This window comes from Kitasatospora sp. NPDC096077, assembly GCF_040303245.1.
Classification (GTDB): Bacteria; Actinomycetota; Actinomycetes; order Streptomycetales; family Streptomycetaceae; genus Kitasatospora.
Window position 1 is genome coordinate 177,825 of sequence record NZ_JBEOSV010000007.1, and the last position, 12,070, is coordinate 189,894.

Annotated in this window: 9 protein-coding genes and 1 pseudogene; 5 read left to right on the forward strand and 5 right to left on the reverse strand. The window is 72.8% G+C overall.

Translation table 11 applies throughout. The features are described from left to right. Window positions 1-164 precede the first annotated feature (164 nt). Window positions 165-425: a hypothetical protein gene (locus tag ABTZ03_RS10075; RefSeq protein ID WP_350512412.1), complete on the reverse strand. Its 261-nt coding sequence runs from the start codon at window positions 423-425 to the stop codon at window positions 165-167. 175 nt (window positions 426-600) lie between these two features. Here ABTZ03_RS10075 and ABTZ03_RS10080 point away from each other — a divergent pair, with 175 nt between their 5' ends. Further along, window positions 601-1,326 (forward strand): hypothetical protein, encoded by a 726-nt coding sequence (locus ABTZ03_RS10080; RefSeq protein ID WP_350512413.1) that lies wholly within the window; start codon window positions 601-603, stop codon window positions 1,324-1,326. On the opposite strand, the gene ABTZ03_RS10085 is transcribed toward ABTZ03_RS10080, so the two are convergent. Together ABTZ03_RS10085 and ABTZ03_RS10090 are read right to left on the reverse strand one after the other, a co-directional pair. Beyond that, window positions 1,319-2,344, reverse strand: coding sequence for a ParB/RepB/Spo0J family partition protein (locus tag ABTZ03_RS10085; RefSeq protein WP_350512414.1), 1,026 nt, complete (start codon window positions 2,342-2,344; stop codon window positions 1,319-1,321). The genes ABTZ03_RS10080 and ABTZ03_RS10085 overlap by 8 nt on opposite strands. Before the next feature lie 394 nt (window positions 2,345-2,738). After that, window positions 2,739-3,428 (reverse strand): 2'-5' RNA ligase family protein, encoded by a 690-nt coding sequence (locus tag ABTZ03_RS10090; protein WP_350512415.1) that lies wholly within the window; start codon window positions 3,426-3,428, stop codon window positions 2,739-2,741. Between the two features lie 193 nt (window positions 3,429-3,621). Here ABTZ03_RS10090 and ABTZ03_RS10095 point away from each other — a divergent pair. Next, window positions 3,622-4,230 (forward strand): annotated as a pseudogene (locus tag ABTZ03_RS10095) (response regulator transcription factor). A 46-nt stretch (window positions 4,231-4,276) separates the two neighbouring features. On the opposite strand, the gene ABTZ03_RS10100 reads toward ABTZ03_RS10095, so the two are convergent. Both ABTZ03_RS10100 and ABTZ03_RS10105 read right to left on the reverse strand, forming a co-directional pair. Beyond that, window positions 4,277-6,694, reverse strand: coding sequence for a helicase-associated domain-containing protein (locus ABTZ03_RS10100; protein ID WP_350512416.1), 2,418 nt, complete (start codon window positions 6,692-6,694; stop codon window positions 4,277-4,279). Between the two features lie 265 nt (window positions 6,695-6,959). Continuing rightward, the gene (locus tag ABTZ03_RS10105) at window positions 6,960-7,700 is read right to left on the reverse strand and encodes a DUF4241 domain-containing protein (protein ID WP_350512417.1); all 741 of its coding nucleotides are present in this window, start codon (window positions 7,698-7,700) and stop codon (window positions 6,960-6,962) included. A gap of 967 nt (window positions 7,701-8,667) precedes the next feature. Between ABTZ03_RS10105 and ABTZ03_RS10110 the strand changes: the two genes are divergently transcribed. The 3 genes from ABTZ03_RS10110 to ABTZ03_RS10120 are packed head-to-tail and all read left to right on the forward strand — an operon-like array spanning window position 8,668 to window position 11,881. Then, window positions 8,668-9,789, forward strand: coding sequence for a bifunctional DNA primase/polymerase (locus ABTZ03_RS10110; protein WP_350512418.1), 1,122 nt, complete (start codon window positions 8,668-8,670; stop codon window positions 9,787-9,789). Next, window positions 9,786-11,480 (forward strand): DNA primase family protein, encoded by a 1,695-nt coding sequence (locus ABTZ03_RS10115; protein ID WP_350512419.1) that lies wholly within the window; start codon window positions 9,786-9,788, stop codon window positions 11,478-11,480. Before ABTZ03_RS10110 ends, ABTZ03_RS10115 begins: the two co-directional genes overlap by 4 nt. Then, the gene (locus tag ABTZ03_RS10120) at window positions 11,477-11,881 is read left to right on the forward strand and encodes a DUF6009 family protein (protein WP_350512420.1); all 405 of its coding nucleotides are present in this window, start codon (window positions 11,477-11,479) and stop codon (window positions 11,879-11,881) included. The genes ABTZ03_RS10115 and ABTZ03_RS10120 overlap by 4 nt, the downstream gene beginning before the upstream one ends. Window positions 11,882-12,070: the final 189 nt, after the last annotated feature.

A 12,070-nucleotide genomic window follows, 5' to 3' on the forward strand; every position in this document is an offset into this window, starting at 1 on the left:
AGCCTACCGCCGGCAACCCGGCGGTCGTCTCCACTGCGCTCCACCACAGGCTGGTGAAGCGTGCCCCTCTGTGGGGGGCTGCTGGGTCCTCGATGGTTTCGAGGACCGGGCCGCAGCCACAGGGCCGGACGAGGAGTGATGCCGTGCGAGGCGATCCCTGGCGGTCAGGGGCAGTGGACGGTGAAGGCGCCTTCGTGGGTGCCGGCCACGTTGCTGCCCCAGGGGAAGTCCGAGCCGGCCGCCACCAGCGCGCCCTGGTCGATCCAGCCCCGGGCGGGGAAGAGCGCGGCCACCCGCTCGGGGCCCCGGAACCCGCGCTCGACCACGGCGGTGTCGTGCAGCAGCGGCTGCTGGATCGTCACGGGGACGCCCAGAGCGGCGGCGCGGGCCCGCTGCTCGGCGCCGGCCGGTCCGCCGTGCTCCATTTTGCTCCGGAGAATCCGACCGGGCCGTGAACGGCCGGAATCCCGCGTCGGATCCATTTGACTTCCGTGAACGAACGGAGCCAGCATTCCCCCGACTTGGGGAGGAAACATGGTGCAGTCGGGCACGCGTCCCGGGACGCGATCGGGACGGCGCGGGTGGCCGGTCGTCACAGCGGTGGTGGGGATCGTGGGCGGCGCGGCCGCGCTGACCGTGTGGGCGACCGGATCTCCCGGCGACCAGGTCCACGAAGGGGCGACCACCGGCCAGTTGCTGGCGAGCGCGGACGGACGCACCCTCACCCTCAGCATCGGCTGGGGCTGCGAGCGGCAACCGGAACTCCTGGTCCGTGAGCTGCCGGACAAGGTGCGGGTCTCGATCAAACACACCGTCCCGGCCACGGACCCGCCGGGGCTCTGCGACCCCATGGGCGGCTACGCGCGCATCACGGCCCACCTGAAGGCGCCCCTCGGGAACAAGCCCCTGATCGACGCCGTCACCGGCCGCCCGGTGGTCCACTTCGACGGCCGCAACCTCGCCCTCCCGACGTACCTCCCGGACCACTACTTCCCCTATCCGCAGGACCAGATGGCCCAGATCCCCGGCCTGGAGCCGTTCCCCGAGGACCGGCCGAACTGGGCCACCGGCTACCACGTCGGCACCGAGCCCGGGGTGGGGGCCTCCCTGATCGTCCGCCAGACCCGCGGCGCCGGTCCCGCACCGGCCGGCCGCCCCACCACGGTGGTCAAGGGTCATCCCGCGACCTTCACCAGCGCCGACCCGAACCTCGGGCCCCGTTCACTGACCTGGTTCGACGGCACGTACACCTTCACAGTCTCCACCGGCGCGCCCGTCGACCTCTCCGATCAGGAGCTCGTCCGGGTCGCCGAGAGCCTCAAGTAGTCGCGTCGGCCTCCGAACGGCCGCGCGCGTCCAGCCGGCGGGCGAACTCGAGCCAGTCGGCGGCGTACTGGCGCGCGAGGTGGCCGACCTGGCTACCGCAGTGCGCGGGCACGGCGGGGACCAGCTCGGACCACTCGGCGTCGGCGTTCTGCCGCAGCAACCGCAGGAGCTGGCGACCGTCCTCCCTCAGCCGCAGTGACGGGTCGCGGAAGAGCCTCTCCAGCAGCGAGTCGGGCCCGGGCACCGACGAGGGGGCCGGGGCCGACGCCGGGACCGCACGCTCGCGGCGGCGGTCGGCGGCACGGCTGTCCGGCACGACGGCGATGGAGGGCCCGGGGCCGACGTCCGCGGTGGTGCCGGACACCGGCGGCAGGCCCGCAGCCAGGCGCTTGCGGACGTCGGCGACGGTGGCGGGCGATATCCCGGCATTCCGGGAGATCGTGCGCAACGACGCCTGCGGGTCCTCGGCGATCAGCGCGGCGGCCCGCAGCCGCCCCTCCCTGCCACTGACCGCCCGGACCCGACCGTCACGGCCGATCCGGGTGTCCCGAGGAGTGTCCCGAGGGGTGTCTTGACGGCCGTCCTGCGAGGTGTCCGACTGCGGCGCGGCCGCAGTTGAACGGCGTCGCAGGGACGCGACCGCCTTGGCGCCGAGACCCACCATCCCTGCGATCGCCCGGTCGGACAGCTGCGGGTGCGTCCCGAGGATCCGGGCGGCGGCGGCACGCCGGTCCTCGGGTGAGAGCGGCAGGCCGTGGCGCGTGTTCGTCTCGACCGAGCGCAGGAACGCCTCGTGCGCCGTGCCGTCGAAGAACTCGACACCGATGACCGTTCGTCCCTGCTGCCGGGCGGCTTCGACGCGGTGCGTCCCGTCGATGATCCGCAGGTCCGCACGGTGCACCAGGATCGGGGGCAGGGGTCCGTCGACGGCCGCCAGCAACGCGACGTGCCCCGTGTCCAGCCCGCGACCGCGGGGAGAGTCCGCCGATCGCAGCGCCGCGATCGGGACCGCGGTCACCTGCCGCCCGCTCCGCCCGTCAGGTGCTCGCCCTACGGCTACCGGCGGCACGACCACGGTCGTACGGGCGGTCTGCTGCGGCAACTCATCTCCCGGTGGTCCCTGGCCGCCCGCCCCGCGTAGTGTGGGGCGCCGGGGCGGCGCCCGATCGTGTTCAGCCGTTGAGGCGGTTTCCGTGTCCCCTGGCCCGAGGCCGGATCGTACGAAGGGGAGCCCGGCCCACGCCAGGTCGAGAGGCACGTCACGAGGCATCCCCCGCCCAGACGCGACGGAACGTCGGTGGGGCCTGCTGGCCATGTGCCGGTTCGCCCCGGGTGACGCCCGGCCGGTGCCCGAGTGGTTCGGTGACGACGGTGCGAACACCGACGCCCTGGGACGTCGGCGGCTGCCCGCCTCATCGTCCTGACGGCTGCTCGGCGGCGGGCGTGGCGTCGAGCGGGACGGCGGCGACGGTGTCCCAGCAGATCTGCCAACCGACGGCCCCGGCGCCCGCATCTCCCCCGTCCACCGGCACGCGTCGCCAGTAGACCTCGATCAGCTCGATCCGGCGCACCGTGACGGGCGCGTGACCGGGCCGGACGCGGTGGACGACCTGCGCCAGCTCGTCGGTGTCGAGGTCCGCAGCCGCGTACCCGGCGGTCATGTGGAGCACGCCGAGCGGGTAGGCGGTGGAGTCGGGGCCGCAGACCCGGTGGATCGCGGCGCGCACCCGGTGCTGGAGGTCGGCGAGTCGGTGGTCGGGGTGGAGGTCGAGCCGTACGCCGGTGCGGTAGGCGAGCGGCGATCCCGCCTGGAGGACGAGTGGCCCCACGCCGGCGACGGCCGCCCGCGACCCGTCGGCGAGCGCACAGCGTTCGGCCTCGCCGACGGCGTCGGCGGGTACGGAGGTGATCATGTCGAGGGTGATGTGCGCGCGGTTGTCGGGCACCGGGACCACGGGGAAGCCGGCCAGCGACTTGCGCAGGTCGCCCAGCAGGGTGCGCAGGGCGGATCCCTCGGGGAGGTCCGGCAGCGCGTACACCTGGAGAACACGCAGGCCCTGGGACCACAACTGCCGGCCGAAGGTGGGGTGGAACGCTTTCACTACCGCCTCCTCGTCGTCCTGATCGCCCGTGCCCGGGCCTCTCCCCGGGTCCGATCCTCGCGCACCGGGCACCGGTGGGGTGCCCGGTGCACCACCGCGTCACACGATCGTGCCAATCGCCCGCCGCACCAGCCGGGTTGACGATGGGCCGACGCTCACGTGTCCCGTCTGTTGCCGGGGTCGTCGCACAGCGCTGTCCGCCGGGCTCGAACTGCTGCTCAACTCCCAGGGCTTCGAGGTCGTCGCGATCGCGGCCGACGCCCCCGCCTTCCTCGACGCCGTCGACACCCACCGACCGGACGTCGCGATCGTGGACGTACGACTGCCCCCGACCTTCCGCGACGAGGGCATCCGGGCCGCGCTTTGGGCCCGCAGCGACCATCCCGGACTTCCCGTCCTGGTCCTGTCGCAGTACGTCGAGCAGGAGTACGCGGGCCGTCTGCTCGCCGACGCCCGGGGCGGCATCGGATACCTGCTCAAGGACCGGGTGAGCCGCATCGCCGAGTTCACCGACGCGCTGCGCCGGGTCGCCGGTGGCGGCACCGCCATGGACCCCGAAGTCATCGCCCAGCTCATCGCCCGCGGCGATCCCGTCGACGCCCTGACCGCGCGCGAGCGCGAGGTCAGGGCGCTGATGGCCGAAGGCCACGACAACGCGACCATCGCCTGACGCCTGGTCGTCACCGACAACGCCGTCCACAAGCACATCGGCAACGTCTTCCTCAAGCTCGGCCTGTCGGCCGGCGACAGCGGCCACCGCCGGGTCCGCGCCGTCCTGGCCTACCTGCGCCGCCACGGCTGATCCAGGCCCGCCCCCGCGCACACACAACGCCCTCGCCGCCGCCGGGCTACGCGGGCATCACCCCGTGGATGCGGGAGAGGGTGAACACCCGCTCGTCGTCGCGCAGATGGCACCAGGCGTGGAGGTAGGGGGCGTCCAGGTCGAGCCGGCTGAGGGTGCGGACGGTAGTGTTGCCGGAGGTGGCGACGTACTCGATCGTGACGGCCCGCTTCTCGTCGACGGCGTGGGCCAGTTGACGGACGTCGGTGGCGGAGAGGTTGCGCGCGTACCCGGCGATGATCTCCTCGGTGTCGCCGGCGTAGGGGCGGCCGTCGTCCGGGTCGGGCCGCCCCGGCACCTCCTGCGGGGCATCGCGGAGCCGGGCGGCGAGGGCCCGCAGGTCGACCGGCGCGTCCGTCGTCGCGGTGCGGGTACCGGCCTGCACGGTGCGGGTGCCCGTCCGCCGCGAGCGGGCGCCGCCGCCGGACCGGCGCGCGGACGGCACGGCGCCCGCCGCACGGTGCTGCCGGACGCGCTCGATGCGGACCGTCCCGTCGGGCTCCTCGGCGACGGGGGCGTAGCCTGCGGCACGCAGGGCCGCGAGGGTCCGCTCCGGTGGGGTCCGGCTGATCAGCACCGTCGGTGCCAGCTGCCGCAGGCCGAGTTCGGCGAGCTTGCGGTGGACGGCCAGTTCGGCGAGGAGCGCGGGCTCCTGGCCGTGGATCACACAGGCCGCGGCGACGACGCGTACTCGGCCGTGGCCGCGTGCGGTGTCGTGGATCAGGTAGGAGAGCGGCTGGGGCAGCGGTTCGACGGCGACGGCGGCCAGGTCCGCCGCGAGGGCGTCCGGGGTGAGGCCCGCGTCGAGGGCGCGGCGGACGCTGCCCGGGCTGAACCGCCAGACGGAGGCCGCACCGGCGCTCTCCCGGTCCGCGGCGCAGTCCAGCAGCGCGTGCAAGTGCGCCGACGGCGTGCCGGCGACCACGGCCGTCAGGTCGCTGCCGAAGCGGGCGGTCCCGCTGGCGGCGGGCAGCAGCCGGCGACAGGCGTCGCCCAGGGCCTCGGTGTCGGCCTCGCCCTCGCCCTCGCCCTCGCCTGTCGAAAGGGCGGCCCCGAGCGGGGACACCGCACCCAGGGCGAGTGCGCCGAGCAGCTCCGCCTCCCGGATCAGGGTGGCGAACGGCGTTGCGTCCTGGTGGAGTTCGTCGGCGAGCGGACGGAACCAGCCGAGCAGTGCGCCCAGGTCCGCCGGGTTCGCCGCGCCTTCACCGGTCGGGAGCTGCGCCGCCGCGGTGAGCAGTCCGTGCCGGGCCTGGACGCAGCCCGCGCACGGGGGTGTCGCGGCCAACACCGGTAGGGCCTTCCCGTCCTCGTCGCGGCTCCCGCCGGGGGTCAACGGCAGCGCCCACCAGGACCGGAGCAGCACGGCGAGCCGCTCGGCCGGTTCCTCTGCGGCCCAAGTGTCGTAGGCGGCGGTCGCCGCGACCCGGTCGCCGTCCCGGGCCAGCAGCCCGGCCGCAGCCGCCGTCTCCACCACGAGGCGCACCACGAGCTCGTCGCACTGCGCCGCCTTGCCGAGCCGGGCCAGCTCGCGGGCACCGACCCCGCCCGCCTTGAGCCGCGCCAGTGGGGCGGCGGCGCACGTCCCGAGGACGGCGGTGGCGTGGCCGACGAACGCCATCGCGGCGGCCGCGGCCTCCCGTTCGAGCGCCGCCGCGGTGACGGGCACTGTCCGCACGTCCGGCGGCACGGGGGTGAACGGGGCGTGCCAGTGCGCGCCGCGCAGCGCGCGGGCCACCTCGGCGGGCATCCGGGCCGGCCCGTACCCGTACCGCTCCCGGATCAGCAGTCCCCGTTCCACCGCCCACTGTTCGGCCGGTGTGGCGTCGGCCTGCGGGCTTCCGAACATGATGAAGCCCGATCGCTGCGGGGCCTGTTGGGCCCGCCGTTCGAGCAGCTTCCGGGTGGCCGCAGGCGCCGTGGCCACCAGCGCGGCAAGGCGGGCGGGATCGCTGTGGTGCTCGACCAGCGCCGCCAGCCGCTGTTCCTTCCTCGTGGCGGCGGGTTTGACGCCGAGTTTCGCCGCCATCCGGGCCAGTTCGTCGGAGCTGCTGCCCGCGAGGAGTCGCGCCAGCGGTGCGTCGAGCCCCAGCGGCGAGCTCCACGCGCTGCGCAGCGGCGCCGCGATCTGCAGCCGGCCGTCGCCGCCCGGCCACACCAGCGCGCGATCGGCCAGCGCCTCCAGGGCGGTGGCGAGTCCGCGGGCACGCTCCCCCTGCGTCGCGTCCAGCAGGCCCGCCACCTCGTCGCGCGAGGCGGGGGCCACCGCGGCGACGGCTTCCGCCACCTGGAGGCACGGCAGCGGCAGTCGGGGCAGGGCCAGCGCCACCGAGGCCGGGCGCTGGAGACGGTCCGCCAGCTCACCGACCGAACGCGGCTCCGGAGCCGCCACGGCGTCCGGGCGAGCCGCCAGGACCCGCTCCAACTCGGGTGCGTCGAGACCGCGCAGCCATCCGGCCAGCGCCGATCCGCTCTTCTCGCTGATGGGGACACCTCACCGTGCAGCAGGACAGCCGTCTCCGGCCGGGGACCGGCCGGGACCAGCCGGGACACCAGGATGGCCCTGTCGACGGTACTGCACGCGGTCTCCCCCGAAACCCCCACCTCCGGCCCTGGCCTTCGAGACGATGGAGGGTACGACCGTCGCACCGTTTTCCCGGCAGCGGCGCCCGTTCCCGCCTGCCGGCATCTCAGGGCGGAGGAATCCGGTCGGACACGTGATATCCATCGGCCACAGCGACCGAGGCGATGGCCCCGCTCGCTGTGCGCCCCAGCCAGACGACGGAGGGTCCTTCGGCAGGGAAGGTCACCAGGTCCGCTCCGTGCCCCTCATCGCTCGCGTGCTCGAAACAGTCGTCGAGAAGACCCTCCGTCTCACGGGGCTGCCGGTTCCCGGCCCGGATTCCTCGCCAGAACTCGCGGAACGGAGCGGTCAGTGCGGGCCAGGCGGCGGCATCGGAGAAGCTCCCCATGTTCGTCTCCGAGTTGAACCCGATCCGGTCCTCGGGACGAATCGTCGCGATGTCGTCCCGAACCCCGAGGGCAAGCTCCCACCTCACAACGGGGGCCTCTGCGATGCAGAGGCGAACAGCGGCTACCTCCCGGCCGTCGAAACGCTCGCCCATGAACTCGTACGGCGCTTGCGTCCAAGCGGCCTCCACCCGGTAGGTACCTGGCGGAATCCGTTCCGCCAGTTCCCGGGCGACCCGCACCGTCAGCTCCGGGTCGTCATCCTCCGGCCAGGGTGAGTCGACGACGAGACGGCCGCTGGGGACGCGGATCGTGGTCACTTCGCTCACCTCGACGACCTGGACGAAGATCGTCGGATCATCGGGACGCCTTCCGAGCCGTGTCCCCGGGGAGAACACCGCTTCCAGGTACCAGCTCTCCTCGGCCCCGGCGGCAATCCGGACGTCTGCTGCATGACCCATGCGCCGACCATAGTGGGCCGCACTGACACTGACACAGGCTGTAGGGCCGAGGGCCCTACGCATGACGCCGTTCCCAAACCCGCCCCCACCCACTCACCCAGATCCCACGGGCAGCGGCATGTCCCGCCCAGAGTCGCTTGGGTCGCTTCAGTAGCTGCGTCAGCAGCGTCGCTCGGCGGCTTTTCAGTCGCCGGCCTTCGGTCGCTCCCCGGCGATCGCCCGTTCACCAGGGCTGACAGGCAGAAGACCGTTCCCGGGTGACAGCGAACGAGCGACTCAAGCGACCGAAGCGACCCAGTTCGGGAAGTGCCCCTGCAACTGGACGACGACTGACCCTGGCTCCGAGCCCCTCGGCCTGGGCCGACCAGCGACCCGGGGAGCCCCAGACGCCTCGGAGCTACTGAAGCGACCCAAGCGACCGAACCGGCAGCTTCGACCTGCACCCGGCGCCACGACACGCCGGGCCCTGGGCCCCGAGAGACTCAGTAGCTTTCAGTCGCTGGGCTTCAGTCGCTGGACAAAATCCCAGGTCAGAGGCCATGTACCCACCCCCTCAGCGACCCAAGCGACTCAAGGTTGGGTATATGAAGACATTCCCATGTGCGTGTGTGCGTTATAGACCCGGGCTTCAGTCGCTTCAGTCGCTGTTTGTTGGGAAAATCGGTTCTGACCTGCGGAAACGTCAGTGGACCGAGAACAGCGACCAAAGCGACTCGGTCGCTCCCCCAGGGTTCGGTCGCTCAGTTTCCCCACAAGTACCTGCAGTCCGGGACCGTATGTGCTCGCTCGGCTAGTCTGTGTGAGCTATCTTCTGGACTTCGGTCGCTTCAGTCGCTGATCCGGCACCCGCCAGTGCTCTGACCTGGCTTTTTGCTCTCAGCGACTGAATGAGCGACTCAAGTCCGGACAGCTACTGAGCTACCGAAGCGGCTTCAGCAGCTACTGAACCAACGGGGAAGGGACCAGCGTGACGGCGCCGATGGCCGTGGGGAGCGACCGAACGGAGCGTCAGCCGGACGCACTGGCCGTCGCGCGCTGGTGTGCCGCCCAGGGCTGGCCGGTCCATCCGCTGGCCCCGGGACGCAAAACCCCGCCCGCGAACTGCCAGCCCTGCCAGGAATCACCGCACTCCCCCACCGACTGCCCGTGCCACCGGGTCGGTCGCTGGTGCCACGGCTTCCACGCCGCCACCACCGACCAGGACCTGCTCGGCGCCTGGTGGCGGGTCAACCCGGGCTTCGGCACCGGGGTCGCCTGCGGCCCGGCCGGCCTGGTCGTCATCGACGTGGACAGCCACGCCACCGAGGTCCCTGCCAGGGACCGCCTGCTGCCGGGCATCCCGATCCACGACGGGGTCAACCTGGACGGGCTGGAGAACGGCTACCACACCCTCGCGCTGCTCGCCGCGCTGCGCCAGGCCCCGGACCCGTCCCAGGACACGGCGACCCTGCGGGTACGCACTCCCTCCGGGGGCCTGCACATCTGGTACCGCGACGAGGCCCAGCACCGCTTCACCTGCTCCACCGGCTCCTCCCCCGGCCGGGCCCTCGCCTGGCAGGTCGACGTCCGTGCCCACGGCGGTTACATCGTCGCTCCCAGCACCGTCACCACCGGTGGCAGCTACACCCCGCTGGCCGGTGCGACGGTCCCCGCCCCGCTCCCCCAGTGGCTGGCCGAGGAACTCATCCGCACCGGCCACCTCAAGGACCGCCCGAACCAGCAGCCCGGGATGCCCGGGTCCGGCACCCTGCAGCCCTCCGTCCCCGACCGCGCCCGCCAGGCCGTGGTCGCCGCCGGCGGCGGGAAGCGCGGTGCGGAGAAGGTCCTCGACACCGTCCTCCAGGACGTCACCGACTGTGCGACCGTCCCCGAGGGGGCCGGTTTCACCGGAAAGCTCAACCGTGCCGCCTTCACCGTGGGCGGCCTCGTTTCCGCAGGACACCTGACCCACGCCGTCGCCGAGCAACTGCTCGCCGACGCCGCTCGCACGGCCCGCCCCTCCCAGGACCGGCAGAGCTCCGCCGTGATCCGCTCCGGCCTCGCGGCCGGGGCCCGGCAGCCCCTGCACATCGGGAAGGCGCGAGGATGAGCGACAGCCCCCGCAAGAGGACGGTCTTCGACCCCGTGGCCGCTGCCCAGCAGATCCTGGAGTACTACCCGCCGGTCCCCGGGCCCGCGCAGGCCCCCTGGCACGGCACCGCGGTCCAGGAGAGTCTCCTCGACACACCCGCCCCCGCCGAGGCCCCACAGGCCCCCGCCAGGCGCTCCAAGGGGGCCTCCGGGGTCGAGCGCCCGGAGGCCCCCCGGAGGGCCCAGGAGGCCCCTGGGGAGCCTGAGGCCCATCCGGACCAGTCCCGTTCGGACCGGCCCGTGGCGGGCCCGCAGGCGAGCCCGCACGGCCTCCTGCCCGACTCCCTGTCCGATCGCGGCAACGCCAAGCTCTTCGTCCACCTCTACGGACGCGACTACCGCCACGTCCCCGGCATTGGCTGGTACCGCTGGGCCACCCACCGCTGGCAGCTCGACGAGGACGACACCGTCCTGTGGGCCGCCGGCGAGATGGCCGAGAGCGTCGCCACCCACGACCCCCGCGGTCTCTACACCAACACCGACCTGCGCCGGCACCGCCGCCGGGCCCTGTCCACCTCGGGCATGAACGCGATGCTCGCCCAGGCCAAGTCCGCCCCGGGCATGGTCCTCAACGCCTCCCTGCTGGACGCCGACGCCTACGCCCTGTGCACCCCCGGCGGCGTCGTCGACCTGCGCACCGGCGCGATCGTCCCGCCCGACCCCAAGGTCCACCACCACTCGCGCTCCACCACGCTCGCCCCCGCCCGGATGCCCACCCCGCGCTGGGACCGCTTTCTCACCGACACCTTCGGCGACGACAAGGAAGGCCGCCAGACCCGCGACTTCCTCCACCTGCTGCTCGGCTACTCGATCAGCGGCGACGTCGGCGCCCAGGTCATGCCGTTCCTCTACGGCCAGGGCAAGAACGGCAAGTCCGTCCTCCTGGACGTCATGATCCAGCTGCTCGGCGACTACGCCGACGCGGCCCCGCCCGGCTTCCTGATGGCCAAGACCTTCGACGGCCACCCCACCGACCTCGCCGAACTCCACGGCCGACGCATCATCGTCTGCTCCGAGCTCAAGCCCGGCGACCGCTTCGACGAGGCCCGGGTCAAGCTGCTGACCGGCGGCGACAAGATCAAGGCCCGCCGGATGCGGCAGGACTTCTTCTCCTTCGAGCCCACCCACAAGCTCTGGCTGCTCGGCAACCACCGCCCCGAGGTCGGCACCGGCGGGTTCGCCTTCTGGCGCCGCATGCGCCTGATCCCGTTCGAGCGGGTCGTCCCCGAGGAACGCAAGATCGACAACCTGGCCCACGTCCTCGTCGCCGAGGAGGGCCCCGGTATCCTCGCCTGGCTCATCGACGGCGCCCGCCGCTACTTCGCCGGTGAGAAGGACCTGGCCGGTCCCCAGGCCGTCCAGACCGCCACCACGGCGTACGCCGAGACCGAGGACCACGTCGGCCGCTTCCTCAAGGAGGCCTGCATCACAGGGGAGGGCATGCGTGCCGAACAGGCCCAGCTCTTCGGCGCCTACACCCGTTGGTGCGGCTTCGAGGGAGCCAATCCCGTATCCGGCCGCGCGTTCGCCGCACGAGTTCGCGAGACACTGGGTATGACCTCTCCCAAGGAGATGGTCCTGTCCAACAGCCGCAAGTACTACCCGGGCATCGGCCTGATCACCGACGACACAGAGGAGCAGAACGCGTGAGCGCGCTGATCGACCCGGCCGAGCTCGCCCACGAAACCGACCTCGTCTGGCTCGAGGACACCACCGACCTCGACTATGTCCGCCAGTCGCTGGACCGGCTCACCACCCGGCGCGGCCGCCCCGCGTACCACCGCGACGGCCGCATGGTCGGCTACGCGATCCTCGGCCCCGACGCCAAGTCCTCCCGGGCCTCCGGCACTTTCCGCCGCCGCGTCTTCTGGCTGCTGCCGCACGACCGCGACCAGGACCCGGAGGGCCTGTACACCACCGGCGCCCCCTCCGAGGCCGTGGACCCGCGTACGGTCGCCCCCGGCGTCAAGGGGTACAAGACCGAGCGCTCCGAGGGCGGGCCGGCCTCGCCGGCGATGCTGGAGCTGGGGATAACGCTGCCGAAGGCGTGACGGCTGCGGGATCGGGTCCAGGTCCGGTCCGGATTCGGTCCAGGTCTCGTCCAGTTCTCGTCCAGGTCCGGCTTCACGGACGAATGCGGTGGGGGGGGGGTGGGCGTTGCAATGGGACTCGACACACACTGCGGGCATGTGACTGGGATAGTATTGTTGTTTTGGTGACGCGTAGTTGAGGTTGTGGTG